Annotated in this window: 19 protein-coding genes and 1 pseudogene; 19 read left to right on the top strand and 1 reads right to left on the bottom strand. The window is 56.5% G+C overall.

Annotation, left to right across the window (positions count from 1 at the left end; translation table 11 throughout):
• The 7 genes from HQL65_11715 (at window position 1) to HQL65_11685 (ending at window position 7241) form a co-directional block, all read left to right on the top strand.
• Complete coding sequence (locus HQL65_11715) at window positions 1-237, top strand: hypothetical protein (GenBank protein ID MBF0136899.1); 237 nt, start codon at window positions 1-3, stop codon at window positions 235-237.
• Complete coding sequence (locus HQL65_11710) at window positions 227-832, top strand: hypothetical protein (protein MBF0136898.1); 606 nt, start codon at window positions 227-229, stop codon at window positions 830-832. The genes HQL65_11715 and HQL65_11710 overlap by 11 nt, the downstream gene beginning before the upstream one ends.
• Before the next feature lie 94 nt (window positions 833-926).
• Window positions 927-1316, top strand: a complete 390-nt coding sequence (locus tag HQL65_11705; GenBank protein MBF0136897.1) for a DUF423 domain-containing protein — start codon at window positions 927-929, stop codon at window positions 1314-1316.
• A gap of 1170 nt (window positions 1317-2486) precedes the next feature.
• Window positions 2487-3539: an HD domain-containing protein gene (locus HQL65_11700; GenBank protein MBF0136896.1), complete on the top strand. Its 1053-nt coding sequence runs from the start codon at window positions 2487-2489 to the stop codon at window positions 3537-3539.
• Between the two features lie 132 nt (window positions 3540-3671).
• On the top strand, window positions 3672-4736 hold the full coding sequence (locus tag HQL65_11695) for a fructose-bisphosphate aldolase class II (GenBank protein MBF0136895.1): 1065 nt from the start codon (window positions 3672-3674) through the stop codon (window positions 4734-4736).
• Window positions 4726-6339: a caspase family protein gene (locus tag HQL65_11690; GenBank protein ID MBF0136894.1), complete on the top strand. Its 1614-nt coding sequence runs from the start codon at window positions 4726-4728 to the stop codon at window positions 6337-6339. Before HQL65_11695 ends, HQL65_11690 begins: the two co-directional genes overlap by 11 nt.
• A complete protein-coding gene (locus HQL65_11685) occupies window positions 6339-7241 on the top strand; it encodes a formylglycine-generating enzyme family protein (protein ID MBF0136893.1) in 903 nt (300 codons plus the stop codon). The genes HQL65_11690 and HQL65_11685 overlap by 1 nt, the downstream gene beginning before the upstream one ends.
• 46 nt (window positions 7242-7287) lie before the next feature.
• Here HQL65_11685 and HQL65_11680 read toward each other — a convergent pair whose 3' ends face one another.
• The gene (locus tag HQL65_11680) at window positions 7288-7473 is read right to left on the bottom strand and encodes a hypothetical protein (protein ID MBF0136892.1); all 186 of its coding nucleotides are present in this window, start codon (window positions 7471-7473) and stop codon (window positions 7288-7290) included.
• A 3-nt stretch (window positions 7474-7476) separates the two neighbouring features.
• On the opposite strand from HQL65_11680, the gene hyfB reads away from it, so the two are divergent.
• From hyfB to HQL65_11620, 12 genes and pseudogenes are all read left to right on the top strand, one after another.
• Complete coding sequence (hyfB, locus tag HQL65_11675; GenBank protein MBF0136891.1) at window positions 7477-9498, top strand: hydrogenase 4 subunit B; 2022 nt, start codon at window positions 7477-7479, stop codon at window positions 9496-9498.
• Window positions 9489-10445 carry an NADH-quinone oxidoreductase subunit H gene (locus tag HQL65_11670; protein ID MBF0136890.1) on the top strand — a complete coding sequence of 319 codons (957 nt, stop codon included), beginning with the start codon at window positions 9489-9491 and terminating at the stop codon, window positions 10443-10445. The genes hyfB and HQL65_11670 overlap by 10 nt, the downstream gene beginning before the upstream one ends.
• A 50-nt stretch (window positions 10446-10495) precedes the next feature.
• Window positions 10496-11101: pseudogene (locus HQL65_11665) on the top strand (hydrogenase-4 component E).
• An 80-nt stretch (window positions 11102-11181) separates the two neighbouring features.
• Window positions 11182-12648: a hydrogenase 4 subunit F gene (locus HQL65_11660; GenBank protein ID MBF0136889.1), complete on the top strand. Its 1467-nt coding sequence runs from the start codon at window positions 11182-11184 to the stop codon at window positions 12646-12648.
• A 57-nt stretch (window positions 12649-12705) separates the two neighbouring features.
• Entirely contained in the window at window positions 12706-14253 is a 1548-nt protein-coding gene (locus HQL65_11655; protein MBF0136888.1) for a nickel-dependent hydrogenase large subunit, read from the top strand.
• A gap of 9 nt (window positions 14254-14262) precedes the next feature.
• Complete coding sequence (gene nuoB / locus HQL65_11650) at window positions 14263-14799, top strand: NADH-quinone oxidoreductase subunit NuoB (protein ID MBF0136887.1); 537 nt, start codon at window positions 14263-14265, stop codon at window positions 14797-14799.
• A gap of 51 nt (window positions 14800-14850) precedes the next feature.
• Complete coding sequence (locus HQL65_11645) at window positions 14851-15954, top strand: deoxyhypusine synthase (protein MBF0136886.1); 1104 nt, start codon at window positions 14851-14853, stop codon at window positions 15952-15954.
• Between the two features lie 70 nt (window positions 15955-16024).
• Window positions 16025-16276 carry a type II toxin-antitoxin system prevent-host-death family antitoxin gene (locus HQL65_11640; protein MBF0136885.1) on the top strand — a complete coding sequence of 84 codons (252 nt, stop codon included), beginning with the start codon at window positions 16025-16027 and terminating at the stop codon, window positions 16274-16276.
• The gene (locus HQL65_11635) at window positions 16273-16455 is read left to right on the top strand and encodes a type II toxin-antitoxin system YoeB family toxin (protein ID MBF0136884.1); all 183 of its coding nucleotides are present in this window, start codon (window positions 16273-16275) and stop codon (window positions 16453-16455) included. The genes HQL65_11640 and HQL65_11635 overlap by 4 nt, the downstream gene beginning before the upstream one ends.
• A gap of 241 nt (window positions 16456-16696) precedes the next feature.
• Window positions 16697-17197 carry a cyclic pyranopterin monophosphate synthase MoaC gene (moaC, locus tag HQL65_11630; GenBank protein ID MBF0136883.1) on the top strand — a complete coding sequence of 167 codons (501 nt, stop codon included), beginning with the start codon at window positions 16697-16699 and terminating at the stop codon, window positions 17195-17197.
• Window positions 17194-18216, top strand: a complete 1023-nt coding sequence (gene moaA, locus HQL65_11625; protein ID MBF0136882.1) for a GTP 3',8-cyclase MoaA — start codon at window positions 17194-17196, stop codon at window positions 18214-18216. The genes moaC and moaA overlap by 4 nt, the downstream gene beginning before the upstream one ends.
• Window positions 18217-18295: 79 nt before the next feature.
• Window positions 18296-18517 carry a redoxin domain-containing protein gene (locus HQL65_11620; protein ID MBF0136881.1) on the top strand — a complete coding sequence of 74 codons (222 nt, stop codon included), beginning with the start codon at window positions 18296-18298 and terminating at the stop codon, window positions 18515-18517.
• Window positions 18518-18699 lie beyond the last annotated feature (182 nt).

Below are 18699 nucleotides of genomic sequence, written 5' to 3'. Positions count from 1 at the left end.
ATGGAACAAGCCCCGAATGCATCAACACAAATGACCACCCTCCACCACTATGCGGCAGGCCTTCTTGGTACACACCAAGCCATCGAGCAAGCAGGTTTGGACGATTATGCCGACCTTATGATGGCCATGACTCGGCACGATCTGAGATTGCCAAAACCTCTCAACACACCGCAACGTCAGGCCAATCTCGCCCGTGCGCGAGAAATTCTTCAACCTCTCTTGCGTCATGGATATTGATGTCACAATCATCGTGACTGACACGTCACCGCTCATCACACTCGCAGCGGTACAGTGTCTCGATTATCTTCTTTATTCTGCGCTGCCCGTTGTTATTCCAGATGCCGTGTTTTACGAGGCAACCCATGCAAGTGGCAAACTCGGCGCACAGGAAATCATGGATTGGTATCACCGCCATATGGACATGGTGCGAATTGAACCAACAGAAATTTTCAAAGATGCCATTATTTTAGCACCAACCAAAGGCGGTCGATTATCCAGAGACACCGGTGAGCGCGCCGCCATGGAGATTGTGCGCAATTTCCCGTTGAAAGCCACGGAACGGGCAATATTGCTGGTGGATGACCGTGACATTGATCGCTATCTCATCATCGACGCCCAGAAGCTCATCCTATTGACAACATGGGATTATTTGAATCAGCTTGAGGAAGCCCGGCGCATCGAATCAGCCAATGCCGTCATGGAACTGGTACACAAGGCCGGGAGAAATCCACCCATGGCCGACCTGTGGCACCAACATGACCCTGAAATTCGGCATGCCGTGCGTTCCTTATTGGAAAAAACACATCGAGGTTTTGATCCGAAGCCGTCATGAGCCTGCCGTGCTGACTTGACGTGCTGTAATTTTCTGAAACATCTCAAGCCAACCAGCTCACAAGATCGAGACGGACATTGACGAGAAATACACCATGAACACCAGTGCAAAATTCATCTTTCTGGGTGCCACCAATGCTGCACTGGCCGTGATGCTGGGAGCCTTTGGTAAACACGCGCTGGCACCCATCATTTCTGAAAAATTACTGGAAACCTGGCGAACAGGGGCTTACTATCACCTCGTCCATGCTGTGGGATTGGTCCTGATCGGCGTGCTGCAGGAACGCTCGGTGCGACCCGACAGGAGTGCCATCGCGGGTTGGCTTCTGCTGGCAGGTATCCTGATTTTCTCGGGATCACTCTATGCCTTGGTCCTCACCGGTTTGCGCCCTCTGGGTATCCTCACCCCCTTTGGAGGCCTGTGTTTCATCAGTGGTTGGCTTTGGCTGGCCTGGTCGATGTTCGTTCCTCACCCACACCCGTGATCCCTCCGATACACATGTCCGTACATGGTTAACGTTCCACCAAACCAGCCCCGATGTACAGTCTGTTTTCTTCGTTATTTGAACAATATTTAGAGGCTGTCTATTAACTTTCGGATAAAAAAAATTGGAAAAGGAAGATTTTATTGGGGCTACGCCCCAAACCCCTCCAGGAGGAAGGGCACAGCCCTTCCTCCTGGACCTCCATCCCAGTTTTTCATTCGTTTTTTTTTTAAATTAACATGTTATTAGACAGCCTCTTAGACAATATTTTATTGGCTCCACGGAAACCAGTCCATGATTTATGCCGAAGCCTTGTCCAGACAAGGGTGGAAACCGTCGCTTGTAACCGTGCTGCGGATCGGGCTTGTTCTGTTTGTCGTTGAACTGGCCATCATGCTCATTCTGGCCCAGTTGACCGACAGGAGTGGTATTGAAACCTGGTTTGCCACCCTGGAAGATGCTTTTTTCCTGGCCGTCATTTCCACCCCTTTGATCATGAAATGGTCTTTGCGAAATTCATTCCTGGCCAAGTGGTCGGAAGCGCGTGACATTTCCTTTGGTTTTGTCGTCCTCAACATTGGCATCGCCATTTTTTCCGTCGTGTTCTCGGTCGAATGCGGCATCATGCTTCTTCTGCCCATGGACGAATTTTCTGAAAAATTTTCTCTTCTGGCATTGTTTGATGCCGGCTTTTTAAGTCTTGTGGCATCTCCCCTCGTGTTTGTTCTCCTGGTCCTGGATCCCAATCGTATCTTCATTCTTTCGGATACCCATAAACTGCGCCATGTGCGGCGACAGTTTTTAATGCTGTTTCTGCCACTCGCCTTGCTCTTTTCCCTGGTGACCGAGGCCCTTCATCATCGGGAAGCCCGCTCCTGGGAAACCTACATCGAGAACGAGGAGATCCAGTGGTTTGAGTCTTCTGGAGAAGAGTCATTGGCCGGGTTACTCTTTCCGTTCCCACCCGAAAAACCGGACGCCGGATTGCCCCAATTGCGCAAACGGTTGCTGATTTTTCAATCCCTGCTGGTTGGACTGGCGGCCATTGGTTGCTGGTTCTTTGCCCAGGCCATTGTCAACCGACGGGAAGCCGACGCCCGCAATGAACGCGCCCACCAATCCCGGATCACCCTGAGCGCCCTGCTGGAAACAGCCCTCGTGCCATTGACCATGGAAGAACAACTGCGCACGGCCATTCAAATCGTGAGTACCACGCCCTGGGTCGGATTGACCGGCAGAGGTGCCCTGTTCATGACCGAACAGAATACAGGACAGATGCACCTGGTGGCACAGAGTGATTTGAGCGCCGAAGAGCTGCGGCAGGTTCGCAAGGTTCCCCTCTCCCGTTGTCTGTGCCAAAAAGAGGAAAATTGGCGCAATGTTCTTCAGTTTCCCCAGGACGATCCCGGCCATGTCGTCTGTCTGCAAAACCCGCATGGACATGGAAATTATTGTTTTCCCATTCCCGGGGCACATGGACCGGTCGGTGTCATGCACATGCAATTGAAAACGGAGCAGATTTCCCGGGATGAAGAGGCCTTTTTCTCCACGATTGCCGGGACCATGGCCGGCATCATCGAACGTCGCCGCATGGAGTTGGCCTTGCAGGAAAAACACGACGAACTGCGCCGCACCCGACTCGATGTCATCCACCGTCTGGGCATGGCCGCCGAATATCGGGATCAGGATACGGGGCAGCATGTGGTGCGGATGAGCAAATATGCGGCCATTCTCGCCCGGGGAGCCGGATTGCCGGAGGAGACATGCGACATCCTGATCCATGCCGCCCCCATGCACGATGTGGGCAAAATCGGCATCCCGGATCACATTCTCCTGAAACCCGAACGCCTGGATGACCATGAGTGGGAAATCATGAAAAAACATCCCCTGATCGGTTCCATGATGCTCCATGGCTACGATGCGGAACCCATGAATACCGCTCACATCATTGCCCTGACCCACCACGAAAGATGGGATGGCAAAGGGTATCCCATCGGCGTCCCGGGAGAAGAAATCCCCATCGAAGGACGCATTTGCGCCATTGCCGATGTGTTTGACGCCCTGACCAGTGACCGCCCCTACAAAAAGGCCTGGAGCGTGGCAGAGAGCGCCGAGGAAATCCGCAAAGGTGCCGGAACCGCCTTCGACCCGCATCTGGTCAAGGTTTTTTTTGAAGTCTTGCCAGAGATCGTCGCCATCAAGGATGCCCATGAGGATTCGTAGGCTCATCCGGATGGAAGCCTGACAGGTTTTTTCTGTTGATATTGTCTGGTATTCTTTATACTCACCCGTAGTGAAGCAAAGACACAGTCAATCTGTCAGCGGACACACTTCAAAATTTTGAGGAGGGAATCCATGCCATTGGTATCGATGCGGCAACTGTTGGACCACGCAGCGGAACACGACTACGGACTCCCGGCCTTCAATGTCAACAATATGGAACAGGCACGGGCCATCATCCGGGCTGCCCATGACACGGACAGTCCGGTCATTCTCCAGGGAACGACCGGAGCGAGAGCCTATGCCGGTGAAGGGTTTCTGCGCCACCAGATCCTGGCGGTCCTGGAACTCTATCCCCACATGCCGGTTGCAGTCCATCAGGATCACGGACAAACCCCGGCAGTCTGCCAGGCAGCAATCCGGAGCGGATTTTCCAGCGTCATGATGGATGGATCCCTCCTGCCAGACGGCAAAACCCCGTCCACCTACGACTATAACGTGGAAGTCACCCGGAAAGTGGTGGAGTTTGCCCATGCCGTCGGTATCTCGGTGGAAGGGGAACTCGGCGTGATGGGACCCTTGCAGGATGGCCCCACCGGCGGAAAAACGTCTGCCGATGCGAATGAAAAAACCATCCGCCAAAACATGCTGACCGATCCGGAAGAGGCAGCAGCCTTCGTCAAAGCCACACATGTGGATGCCCTGGCCATCGCCATCGGTACCTCGCATGGTGCCTACAAATTCAAATCCAAACCCACCAATGACGAATTGGCCATCAGCCGCGTCAAGGATATTGCCGCCCGGATACCGGACACCCATCTGGTATTGCATGGTGGTTCCTCCGTATCCCAGGATCTGCTCGCCGTCATCAACGAAGCCGGCGGCACCATCCCTGAAACCTACGGAACTCCCATCGAAGAGCTGATCGTCAGCATCAAATACGGCGTGCGCAAGATCAACATCGATACCGACCTGCGTCTGGCCATGACCGGGGCGATCCGCCGCCATCTGAAAGTCAATCCCCGGGAATTCGACCCCCGCAAATACATGCGTCCGGCAGAAGATGCAGCCTATGCCCTCTGCAAATCCCGCTATGAGGCCTTTGGAGCCGCTGGCAGGGGATCGAGAATCAAAGTGATCTCCCTGGAAAGAATGGCCGAACGCTATGCCGCCGGCACTCTGAATCCCCGTGTGGCCTGACAGCATTCCCATGCTCCGGTTGCGCATGCTCCGGTTGCGTTGGCTGGCAGGATTCCTGTTGGCAGTCGGCATCCTGACCACAGAACACGACAGCCGTGCCGCCGAACTCTCTTCCTGCCCCGTAGCCAGAGAGTTGGCGAGCAAAAGCATCGATCTGTTCGCCAACCAACCGGAAAAAGGTTTGCAGGGACTGGAACGGGCTTATGCCGAATGCCCGAACGATCTGGCCGTGGCCTACAATCTGGGCCTGGGGTATTACCTGAGCGGGCGCAAGGAAGAGGCCCGTGATGTCTGGAAAAAGGCCCACGACCTGCATCCCGATCACGTCAAGACCCATGCCAATCTGGCCTGGACCTATTTTGATCTGGGCGATGACGAAAGCGCCCACATCGAGGCTTTCCGGGGACTGGCGCTCAACAAGGGCAACCTCTCCCTGGCCCACACCAAAACCTACTCCCTCTTTCGCATGGGACGCTATAAAGAGGCCTATGACTGGTTGTACCGTGCCCACCTGGAAGGGATCCGGGCACAAACCTGGCGAGACCAGGCCGTGCGTTACGTGGTCGAAACCCTGTGGCGGAAATTTCGACGGGGCGAGGGAATGGATGCCGTCCGGGAAGCGGTCAGCCAGATTGTCAAGGAGTATCCCGGCGAAGCCGCCTTCGTCGAAGCCAAAGACCGGCTCGTGGCCGCCGAACTGGATCCGGATGCCGAAGTCCCCTTCTCCATCGCCCTGCCCCATGAAGCCTGGGCCAAAAAAGGGGATGTGGACGATCAGCGCCATGTCCTCGATGAATTCATCAACGCCCTGCCCAATCTGGAAAAGTGGCAAAAACGGGTTGATGCCTACGGATTGTTCGTCGGCATCAGCCAATACAAAAAGGTGCGCGGTCGCCACTTTGCAGACCGGGATGCGAGCAACATGCGTACCCTGCTGACCCGGCGCGGCCTGTTGCAAAACGATGCTGACCATCTGCGCCTGCGCACCAACGAAGAAGCCACCCTGCCCGTTCTCCGCCGCGATCTCGAATGGCTGATCGGTCAAGGCCGTCTCAATCCCAATGCGATGCTCGTGTTTTATTATTCCGGCCACGGTACCCCCGGCTACAATGCCGACCGCACCCAGGTTACCGATGCCCTTCTGGTTCCGGTTGAAACCTCGGGCGGCGACATCTCCCCGGAACAGGCGATCTCCCTGGTGACCTTGAAAGAAACCCTGGAAAAACTTCCCAATCCGGAAATCATGGTCCTGATCGATGCCTGCTTCAACGGCTCGGAAGTGTGTTCCATGCAACAGCCCTTTGATGGACCATCACCTCCCCCCGATCTTTTTGCCAGCCGCAAGGCCTGGGCCGTGGCTGCCGTCACCGGTGATGCCGATATTTATGGACCTGGCCGACAGAGAGCCTTCACCTACCACCTCCTGAAGGGCATGCTCGGTCTCGCCGATGGCAGGGAAAAGGAAGCCCGTGACGGGTGGGTTGATCTCCTGGAAGCCTTCAGCCATGCCCAGGAACAATTGCGTATCGACGCGCCGACCGCAGACCCCTTTCTTTCCACTCCCGCCCGCATACGTCTGGTCCGGACCGGAGGAGAAAAATAATGGTACGCTTCCGGTTCATGCCGCCCTTTTTCATGCCGCTCCTTCTACTGATCCTGCTGCTGCCCATGACCGCTGCGGCATTCCTCATCAATGAATGGGAAGCCATCAACATTGGTGCCACCGGACGCCTGCCCGCCGAACAAATCACCCCCGGCGAGGCGTGGCTGGAGCCGGTCAGTGGCATCGAATTCACCTGGATCGCCTCCGGCTGTTACAAAATGGGCAGCCACCCGGAGACCGAAGGTCGAGAGGTGGATGAAGGACCCGTTCATGAAGCCTGTCTCGACGGTTTCTGGATTTCCCGGCGCGAAATCACCCAGGGACAATGGCGACAGATCATGCGCAACAATCCGGCCCACTTCCGCAAAGGCGACGACTATCCGGTGGAACAGGTTGCCTGGGACGACATTGAAGGGTTTGTGGAAAAACTGAACCAGATCTATACCAACCGCATCCTGTTCCGCCTGCCATCCGAAGCCGAATGGGAATACACCTGCCGCAATCGCGGCCAGAATGTGCGCTATTCCGGCGGCGGAGATCCGGACCGGGTCGCCTGGTATCAGGACAACAGCAACCAGAACACCCAACGCACCGGTTCCCGGGAACCCAATCGCCTGGGTATCTGGGATATGAGCGGCAACGTCTGGGAGTGGACCCGGGACTCATATCAAAAAGATGCCTATGCCCACCACCCACGCAACAACCCGAAAGTGGAAAATGCCACGCCTTATCGGGTCATCCGTGGCGGTGGCTGGCAAGGCAACGCCAACACCCTGCGCTGCACCAACCGCGGCTTTGAACTCTTCTCCACCAAACGCTCCGATGTCGGACTGCGTCTCGTGAGCGTGATCCGCCCACCGGAAACCAAACCACCCGTCGGCATCAACAAAATGGTGTTTTGATCCTTTTTTTGGCTGTTGCTTCAGCCGGAATGTCGGTATCGTGTGATCATTGGTCAGCCTGGGGGTTGCAGGCTGGAGGTTGCAGGAGTTGCAGTCTGGATGCCACGATGTGAACAGGACAGGTTGAAAACCGAAAGCTGGCGATGAACAAAAAAGTCAAAAATGCGTCGGCAAGCAACCAGACAAAGCGGGTGATGGACGAAGAAGCAGGAACACGTCGGAAAGCGATCATGCCATGAATGCCCTCGATGTTGAGTTGGCCATCTGCTGTGGGCTTGTAGGACTGGGGTTTGTGGCCTTTGGAGCCAAAAAAGATCCCTTCTGGTTCCGGCTGGTGTATGGCGGCGCGGCCATCTTGAGCGGCTTGGCCGTGATCATCAGCCTGATCATTCTCCTGGTCAATCCGGTACCCCTGAAAACCGGATTCCATATGGGGTTGCCCTGGATCGGCTTTCAATACCGACTGGATGCCCTGGCGGCATTTTTCCTGCTGGTGATCAACCTGGGCGGTACCCTGGCCAGCCTGTTTGGCATCGGCTACGGTGCCCACGCCGAACGCCCCCTGCGCATTCTCCCCATGTATCCCGCCTTTCTGGCCGCCATGAACCTCGTCGTCATCGCCGATGATGCCTTTTCATTCCTGGTCGCCTGGGAGTTCATGTCCCTGAGTTCCTGGAGCCTGGTCCTCGTCGAACATCGAATCCAGGCCAACCGCCACGCAGCCTTCACCTATCTGCTCATGGCCAGTTTCGGCACCATGATGCTGTTGTTCGCCTTTGGCATCATGGCCGGCGACAGGGGCGATTATGCCTTCGACGCCATGCGCGGCAACACGCTGCCCGAGTGGGGGGTCGCCGTGGTCCTGATCCTGACCCTCATGGGGGCTGGATCGAAGGCCGGTCTGGTCCCGTTGCATGTCTGGCTGCCGCTGGCCCATCCGGCAGCCCCAAGCCACGTCTCGGCCCTGATGAGCGGCGTCATGACCAAGGTGGCCGTCTACGCAGCCATCCGCATTCTCTTTGACCTGTCCGGCCCCAATCCGTGGTGGTGGTCGGTCCCGATCATGCTCACCGGCGGCATCACCGCCTTTCTCGGCATTCTCTACGCCGTCATGCAGCGCGACATCAAACGGTTCCTGGCCTACAGCACCGTGGAAAACATCGGCATCATCTTTGTCGGCATCGGTCTGGCAATGGCCTTCCAGGCCAACGGTCACGCCGAAGGGGCCACCGTCGCCCTCACCGCCGCCCTGTTCCACACCTTGAACCACTCCCTGTTCAAAAATCTGCTCTTCATGGGAGCCGGAGCCGTGTTGCACGCCACGGGACAGCGAGATATCGAACAATTGGGAGGATTGATCCACCGCATGCCCCGCACCGCTTTTCTGTTCCTGGTCGGAGCGGCATCCATCTCGGCTCTGCCACCCCTGAACGGTTTTGTGTCGGAATGGCTGACCTTCCAGGCCATCCTGGCCAGCCCGGAATTTCCCCAACCGCTCCTGAAATTTCTGGTCCCCCTGGTCGGGGCCGTTCTTGCCCTGACCGCATCCCTGGTGGCCACCGGCTTTGTCAAGGTCTTCGGCGTCGTTTTTCTGGGCCGTCCCCGCTCGGACATGGCCAAAAATGCCCACGAAACCGATCCCTTCTCCCTCTCCGCCATGTCCATTCTGGCCGGTCTCTGCCTGCTGTTCGGCATCCTGCCGACCCTGGTCATGGACATCATCCTGCCCGTCCCCGGTCAACTGCTCGGAGCCACCATCGCCACCGGCACAGAAGGATCAAGATTTGGCTGGATGTTCCTGGTGCCGTTCGGCATATCCCAAAGTTCCTACAACAGTCTGGCAATTCTTATTTTTGTGGGTATCTCAGCCAGCCTGGCCGCCCTGTTCATCCATCATCGTGCCTCCAACATTGTGCAAAAAGGGTCCCCATGGGATTGCGGATTCCCCGATCCGTCACCCATGACCCAATATACCGGCAGCAGTTTCAGTCAGCCCATCCGGCGCGTCTTCGCCACCGTCTGGTTCCGGGCCCGCGAAACCGTTTTCATGCCACCCCCAGGTGACCCCAGGCCCGCCCGGTTGACTGTCTCCATGTTCGATCCGGTATGGGAATCCATCTTCGCACCCCTGGGACGCTTCGTGACCCGCACCTCGGTGCGCGCCGACGCCATGCACTTTCTTACCATTCGTCAATTTTTGACGATCAGCTTCATAGCCTTGATTCTTCTGCTCCTGGTGGTTGCCGTATGGCGATGATCGTTGAATTCCTTTCCCAGGGTGTCCAGATTTTTCTGGTACTCCTGGTCTCCCCCCTGGTGATCGGGGTGGTGCGCAAGGTCAAGGCCCGCCTCCAGCGTCGTCAAGGTCCCCCCTTCCTGCAACCCTATCGCGACCTGATCCGTCTTCTGTCCAAGGATGCCTTGATGGCGGAAAACACCTCCTGGATCTACCGGACCGTACCCTACATTCTCTTTGGCGTCACCTGGGTTGCGGCGGCCCTGATCCCGACCTATACGACCAACCTGACATTTGGTTGGGCTGCGGACCTGGTCGCCATTGTCGCACTTCTGGCCACCGGGCGCTTTTTTCTGGCCCTGGCCGGCATGGATGTGGGGACCAGCTTCGGCGGCATCGGCTCATCGCGGGAAATGATGATCTCCTCCCTGGCCGAACCGGCCATGCTGATGGTGGTCTTTACCGTTGCCATCCTCGCCGGCACCACGCAACTGTCGCAAATCGCCCATTTCCTGATCACCGAACAGGTCGGACTGCGCGTCTCCCTGGGACTCGCCCTGATGGCCCTGATCATCGTCGCCATCGCCGAAAATGGCCGTATCCCGGTAGACAACCCGGCCACCCATCTGGAATTGACCATGGTCCATGAAGCCATGGTCCTGGAATACTCCGGTCGGCATCTGGCCATGATCGAAGCCGCATCCGCCCTGAAACTGGTCCTGTTTCTCTCCATGATCGCCTGCCTGTTTTTCCCCTATGGCATGGCCCTTCCCGGAGGGACCATTCTGGACATGGGCCTTGGTCTGCTCACCTACCTGGGCAAACTGTTCGGCAGCGCCGTCCTGTTGGCCGTCGGCGAAACCATCGTGGCCAAAATGCGGGTGTTTCGCGTGGCGGAGTTTTTGACCATCGCCCTGGTCCTGGGTATCCTGGCCATGGTCCTCCTGTTCGTCTCCATAGGGATGTAAAAGTGGATTACAATCTGGATGTAACCCATTTGCTGGCCGGTTCCACGCTGATGGTGAGCTTTGTCCTGCTCTACCAGACCCGCATGTATGGCATCCTCAACGCCTTTGCCATGCAGGCCGTCATCCTGGCCATGGCCGTCGCCTGGCAATCCCGGGTCCAGCATGCCCCCCATCTCATGGTCACGGCCTTCCTGGCCCTGACGGTCAAGGCCGGCGTGATTCCCTGGGTCCTGCGCATCATCATTCGCAAACTCGGCATTCAACGCAATATCGAAACCGTGGTCGGTATCGGCACCACGTTGCTTGTCGCCGTGTTTCTGACCATGTTGGCCATTCTGATCGTCGTGCCCATGACCTCGGCCCACGCCGCTGCCACCCGGCAGGATCTGGCCTTTGCCCTGGCCGTCATTCTCCTGGGCATCCTCATGATGATCACCCGCCACAACGCCATCAGCCAGATCGTCGGTTTCATGTCCCTGGAAAATGGCCTGATCCTGGCCGCCACCGGAGCCAAGGGCATGCCGCTCGTGGTGGAGATCAGTGTCGCTTTTTCCGTCCTCATCGCCTTCCTGGTATTCGGAATCTTCTTGTTCCGGATTCGCGAACGTTTTGATTCCGTGGACATCACCGCCCTGGAGCGGTTCCGCAAAGAACGCCTGGAAGGTCGCTACAGTCATGGAGAGAGTCTGATACAACCCGTCATTCCCGCCATGGATCCGGTCCGGAGAGAACCCACATGATCCTGCCTGAAACCGCTCTGATCACACCGGCCATGGCCCTGCAATCCCTCCTGATCATTCCCGGGATTGCGGCGATTCTCCTTTTGTTGATCCCCAGCTTTCGTCTGGGAGCCTGGCTCAACGTCCTGGCCACCGCCCTGACCTTCATGATGGGTCTGTATCTGTTTTTCACCCCCCATTTCATTGCCGGTCTGCTGTTCGTGGACGCCTTCAATGTCTACCTGATCGCCCTCAACACCTTCGTCGGCATGACCACCAGTATTTTCAGCGCCACCTATATCGCCCACGAGCTGGAAAGGGGACATCTGACCCCCAAACACCTCCGTTTCTATCACGCCATGTATCAGGCCCTGCTCTTTGCCATGAACCTGGCCCTCTCCAGCAACAACATCGGCCTGATGTGGGTCGGCCTGGAGATGGCCACCGTCACGACCGTGGTCATGGTGGGCATCTACCGGACCCCGGAAGCCGTGGAAGCCGCCTGGAAATATTTCATTCTCGGCAGTGTCGGCATTGCCCTGGCATTTTTTGGCACGATTCTCATTTATCTGGTCGCCCAACCCGTGGTGGGCGAAGGCATGGCCGCCATGACCTGGACCAGACTGGTGGCAGACTCTGGCAACATGGATCCCAAACTGTTGAGTCTGGCCTTTGTCTTCCTGCTGGTCGGCTTCGGGACCAAGGTGGGTCTTGCCCCCCTGCATGCCTGGTTGCCGGATGCCCATGCCGAGGGTCCGACCCCCATCTCCGCCGTCCTTTCCGGACTGCTGCTGAATGTCGCTCTCTATGCAATCCTGCGCTTCAAGATGATCCTGGCCGGCAATCCGGAATCCCTGTCACCCGGCCCCATCCTGATGTTCATGGGACTCCTCTCTCTTCTCTTCGCCGGATTCATGCTCTATCAACGCAAGGATATCAAGCGCCTCTTTGCCTACTCCTCCATCGAACACATGGGAATCATCACCTTTGCCTTTGGCATGGGGGGTGCCCTGGCCAATTTTGCCGGCCTGCTGCACATGACCATGCACAGCCTGACCAAATCCGCCATCTTCTTTGCCGTGGGTCATGTGACCCAGGCCAAGGGGACCAAAGACATGGACGCCATTCACGGCCTCAGCGAAAGCCATCCGGCCCTCGCCTGGGGTCTTGCCCTGGGCGTCATCGCCATCGCCGGTCTCCCCCCCTTCGGCATCTTCGCCAGTGAGTTCATCCTCGTCACAACCACCTTTGCCCGTGAACCGCTCCTGGCCGTCATCCTGGTTGTGGGTCTTCTCGTCGCCTTTGGTGCCCTGCTGCTCAGGCTCCAGGAACTCCTGTTCGGCGAACCCGATGGGACCTCCAGGCCTCTGGAAGCCTCACTCATGCCGCTGTTCGTGCATCTGGCCTTGATTTTGTGGGCAGGTTTGCATCTTCCCGAAAACCTGGGCATCTGGTTCGCCCGCGTGGCCGACCTTCTCGGATAAGGGATCGAGGGACCACGATGCAAACTCCGTTACGTGAGATCGGATAAAGGTGCCAGCATGCAAACCCCGTTTCATGAAATTGGTCACAAAATTCTGGCAGATGGCAAACCGGTCCCGGAACATCGCCCCTGGCCACGCATCCAGGTCGATCATGCCACCTGGATTCTGCTGGGCAAGACACTGGGGGAAGGAAAGTGTCGGTTGCTGGCCTTGTGGGCCGACGCCCAGGAAGTTCATGCGGCCATCCTCGGCCTGCCCGATGCAGTTACAATTCTTTCGGTGCGCGTTCAGGATGGCGGATATCCGGCCCTGACCCCCGACCATCTGCCGGCCCTGCGTTTGGAACGCACCATCCGCGACATGCACGGTCATGTTCCGTTTGGTCTGCTCGATGACCGGCCATGGCTGAACCATGGCGTGTGGCTGCGTCCCCCCCGTCCCGAGGCCCCACCTTGTCGTTTGTCTGCACCCACAGCCTATCCATTCCTTCCCATCGAAGGTGAATCCCTGCACCAGATTCCCGTTGGTCCGGTCCATGCCGGCATTATCGAACCCGGACATTTTCGCTTTACCGCCAATGGGGAGGCCGTGGTACGTCTGGAAGAGCGCCTGGGCTACGTCCACAAAGGGGTGGAACAGCTTCTGGAAGGAAAGGATCTGGCTGAAGGGAGTCGCATTTGTGGTCGCATCTCCGGTGACAGCACCGTGGCCTATGCCATCGCCTATGCCCGCGCCGTCGAGGCCGCCTTGCACATCACCCCCTCCAGCCGCGCCCATCACCTGCGCGCCCTCATGGCCGAACTGGAACGCATGGCCAATCATTGCGGGGATATCGGCTTCATCTGCAACGATGCCGCCTTTTCCATTCTCCAGGCCAATTTTTCCATCCTGAGAGAAGAAATTCTCCAGTCGGCCCAGCACTGTTTTGGACACCGGCTCATGATGGATCGCGTCGTTCCCGGAGGGGTCACGGTCGATCTCCCCCCGGACGGAACTCAGCATTTAACCCGTTTTCTGGACAAGTTCGAAAAACGGTTCGAACATTTGATGACCGTGTATGATTCCGTTCCCTCCCTGCTGGATCGGACCCGGGCCACTGGTATCTTGACAACGGAATTGGCCCGGCAGTTTGCTCCCGGTGGCTTCATCGGTCGTGCCTCCGGCAGACGTTTCGATGCCCGGCGTCATCTCCCCTACCCTCCCTACGATTCCCTGCAATTTGCACTCCCCATCCGGGAAGAAGGGGATGTCCATGCCCGACTCCTGAACCGGGCCGACGAAGTCAGACAGAGTGCCGGCCTCATCCGCCAAATCCTGGCCAATCCCGGCAAGGGACCCCTGACGGTTCCCGTTGCCTTTGAGAGCCAGGAAGGTGGTCACATCCTGAATATACGGGAAGGGTGTGGCGTCGCCGAGGCGTTCCGGGGAGATGTGTTCATCTGGTTGCGCATTGGGGCCGATGGCAAAATCATGCGTTGTCACCCCCGGGATCCATCCTGGTTTCAGTGGCCGCTCCTGGAAGCCTGCATCGAAGGAAACATTGTGGCAGATTTTCCCTTGTGCAACAAATCCTTCAACTGCTCCTACTCCGGCCATGACCTTTGAGGTAAGACCATGTTCAACCTGCTTGGCCAAGCAATCCTGACCTCCCCCGTAACCCGGCCAGCCCCGGAGCCGGATGGTGCTGCCCTGGCAGAAGCCACCCAGGCCTTGCAGGATCGCCCCAGGCAAATGATCGGTCGCACCATGGCCATTCGCGAAGTGGATGCCGGTTCCTGCAACGGCTGCGAACTCGAAGTTCACGCCCTGAACAATCCCTTCTACGATATCGAACGTTTCGGTATGCATTTTGTGGCCTCGCCCCGGCATGCCGACCTCCTCCTGGTCACCGGCCCGACCGCCTGCAACATGCGTCAGGGCCTGGAACGCACCTACGCCGCCACCCCCGCCCCCAAATGGGTCGTGGCCGTCGGCGATTGTGCCTGCACCGGCGGTGTTTTCAAAGGCAGTTATGCCTGTGTCGGCCCGGTCAAAGAGGTGGTCCCGGTCGATGTCCACATTCCCGGCTGCCCCCCTGCCCCGACCGACCTGCTCAAAGGGTTCCTGGCCCTCCTCAAGGCAATCGAAAACAATCCGCCCGTGCGAAAATAAAAGCCGCTTCATGGGCCTTGATCATAAAAACAAATTTTTTGAGGAACAACAATGCAAAACAAATGCAAAAAAAGTGGCGCAATCTCTTCTTATAACTGCTTTTCTCCGAAAAACCAATCAGCCGGATTGTCTATAAAAAATTTGATCGACAATCACTTTATCGCCTACAATGCCAGACAATTGGCGGATGCCTGCAAGCTTGTGAGCAGAATTGCAAACGACAGAAACATTACGGTTGGCCTCAGCATCTCCGGTGCCCTCATCCCTGCCGGGGTTGGCTACAGCAGCATCATTCCGCTCATGAAACATGGCTTCGTTGACTGGATTGTTTCAACAGGGGCCAATCTTTATCACGATATGCATCACTTTCTTGGCCACGAAATGTATCGGGGCAATCATGTTTCCGATGACTCTCTCCTCCACAAGGATGGAATTGTCAGAATCTATGATCTGTACCTGGAATCACAGGCCCTTTATGACACGGATAAATTCATCAGGGAATCCATCAAGAAGCTTATTGGCAGAAAGTCTCTCAAAAACGGTCAATCCTCTTCGGATTTGCATTATCAACTGGGTGCATACATGCTGGAAATGGACGATGGCGCAGATGAATACAGCGTCCTGGCGGCAGGTGCCAAGTATCAAATTCCCATCCATTGCTCGGCCCCGGCAGATTCGGGTATCGGAATGAACCTTGCTGCGCTTATCAAAGAGAATGTCTTTTTTTCCATCGATCAAAATTATGATGTTCTGGAAACTGCGTCTTATGTCCATAATGCCAAAAAAGAGGGTGGATCCTCGGCAGTCGTCATTCTGGGAGGCGGCAGCCCCAAAAATTTTCTTCTGCAAACCGAGCCGTTTATCAACGAAGTCCTTGGTATCAAAGATGTCGGACATGATTATTTTATCCAGTTTACCGACGCCAGGCCCGATACAGGTGGCCTGAGTGGCGCAACGCCCTCAGAAGCCGTCAGTTGGGGAAAAATTGATCCCAATAAATTACCAGGAACAATCGTGTGCTATGGAGATTGCACCGTCTATGCCCCTCTTGTCACGCAATATGTCATGGATTCCTGCGCACCCAGAGAAATGAAAAATTTGTATCAATCCAAGGGACAAATTGTTAAAAATCTCCTGGATGATGCAAAAAGCTGAAACGCTCTTGACAATCTTTCCACATCGGAACTTTATAAGCCATATCTCCTGAACGGCTGGAATGCCCATCATGCATATCGTTTCATATGCGGTTGCCCGCAAAAATTTAAAGTCCATACTGGACCGGGTTGTGGATGATGCCGACGCGGCTGTCATAACCCGTCGTGATGGGGCTGACGTTGTGGTCATGTCCAAAGCAGATTATGATGGTCTTATGGATACGTTGCACTTGCTCGGGACAGAAGCCAATCGACAGCATTTGGCCAAATCCATTGAACAATACCGTGCAGGAGAAATAATCCAACAGGATTTGATCGCGTGATCCTGGCGTGGACAAAAGACGCATGGCATGACTACCTTTGGTGCCAAACGAATGATCGCGCTTTATTGAGAAGAATCAACCGTGTCATTGAAGATATACTGCGAGGCCATGATCATCTATTCGGCCACGATGATTGCTTTTTTCGGAAAACCTGCAATACATCTGACTCTTGGCGCTGAACAACGCGCCAAGAGTCAGACCATGGCCCGCCCCCTGGGCTTTTTTTGCAAACGGCGCAAAAAAAGCCTGGGAAAAGGGGGGCGTAGAAAAACAGCATGGGGCTCCGCCCCATACCCCGCCAGGACTCTGTCCTGGACCTGCCAGGGAGCCAGCCCCCTGGACCCCGTTTTCGATAGGTTCCTGCCTATGGCCGAAGATGATCAAGGCTATAATGTACGATGAAAGGATGTTTGAATCACCATGACACATGATCCCCCTTTGACCCATTTCGATGCCCAGGGAGCCTCCCGCATGGTGGATGTGGCTGCCAAAGCGGAAACCATACGGGTGGCTGTGGCGGCTGGCTCCGTCACCATGCAACCGGAAACCCTGGCCATGATCCTGGACAAGGGAGCCGCCAAGGGGGATGTCCTGGAAGTGGCCCGGATTGCCGGCATCATGGCCGCCAAACGGGTCGATATGCTCATTCCCCTGTGCCACCAACTGGCCCTCACCTCGGTTACGGTTGATTTTGTACCCGACCAAGCACACAGTCGGGTGGACATTACCGCCCGGGTCACCTGCACCGGACGCACCGGCGTTGAAATGGAAGCCCTGACCGCCGTCGCCGTCACCGGACTGACCATCTACGACATGTGCAAAAGTGTGGACCGGGCCATGGTGATCAACGCGATTCGTCTTTTGGAAAAATCGGGTGGTCGGAGCGGCCATTTTGTCCGACCCAATGAGGCCAGTGCGTGACCGACCCTATCCAGACGCCCCACGTGTTGCAGGACCTGCATGGGCGCATGATTCGTTACCTGCGGTTGTCGGTCACGGAACGCTGCAACTTTCGCTGCCACTATTGCCGGCTTCCGGCCGGTGAAGGCGAAGAGGCCCGCCATGAATCCCTGACCAGTGCGGAAATTTTGCGTCTGGCAGGCCTGTTTGCACAACTGGGTGTGGGGCGCTTCCGACTGACCGGTGGTGAACCTTTGTTGCGCCGGGATATTCGTGACCTCTTGACCCACATGGTGGCCTTGCCCGGCGTGGACGAAGTCTCCCTCTCCACCAATGCCTTTTTACTGGCAGAAATGGCCCAGGACCTGAAAAAACTGGGCTTGCGGCGCGTCAACATATCCCTGGACTCCCTGAACCCGGAAACTTTCCTGCAAATCACTCGTGGCGGTGATCTCCAGCCGGTCCTGGCCGGCATCGACGCAGCCCTGGCCGCCGGATTGTCGCCGGTCAAAATCAACATGGTCGTGATGGGCGGAATCAATGACAGGGAGATACCCGCCATGATCGCCTTTGCCCGGGAAAAAAAGGTCCTGCTGCGCCTCATCGAAACCATGCCGGTCGGGGCCGCCGGGGCCGCGATCATGGGACAGTATATGTCAGCGGATGAAATCCGCTCCCGCATTCTGGCCTCCTGCGGCAGCGATTTGATCCCGGTGGAACGACCGGTCGGCAATGGCCCGGCCAACTATTTCCATCTCACCGGCCTGGGGGTCGATATCGGCATCATCTCCGCCCTTTCCCAACATTTCTGCGATACCTGCAATCGCATCCGGTTGACCTCCTGGGGGGATCTGATCCTCTGTCTGGGACGGGAAGATCGGGTCAATCTGCGTGAACCCCTCCGCTCCGGTGCCGATGATGCCACTCTCCGCGAGTGGATTCTCCAGGCCATTCGCCGCAAACCCCTGGGACATGCTTTCCAGAAACACGCCACACCCCAAACACCACATCCTCATGTCATGGCAACCCTGGGAGGTTAGAAACCCGTCATGTTGCAAATCGGTGACACCATTCCGGATTTGACAGCCCCTGACCAACTGGGCAATCACCGGAAACTGCATGAACTCCATCACCTTCACCCTGTTGAGCGACCAGGAAGGCCTCTTATGCGAAGCTTTCGGAGTCTGGCAGGAGAAAATAAATTATGGCAAGGTGGCCATGGGCATTGTCCGCACCACCTTCATCACCGACGCCCAGGGCACAATTCGCAAAATCTATCCAAAAGTCAAAACGAAAGGCCACGCGGAACAGGTCTTGTCGGATCTGCGCACGCTGTGCTGAAAAATTGCCTTCCATGAACAAAGACGCTCCCTATCTGCTTCCACCCATATAATGGCCATCACAATTCACATGGCCATCACACATGAATTCCAGAATCGTCCTGTCTCAACAGGTAGCGCTTTTCCGGATTCACATGGCCATCACACATGAATTCCAGAATCGTCCTGTCTCAACAGGTAGCG

It is taken from the genome of Magnetococcales bacterium (assembly GCA_015228935.1).
GTDB lineage: Bacteria > Pseudomonadota > Magnetococcia > Magnetococcales > DC0425bin3 > HA3dbin3.
The sequence above is the reverse complement of the archived record's forward strand: the minus strand, read 5'-3'. Positions and strand labels throughout refer to the sequence as shown.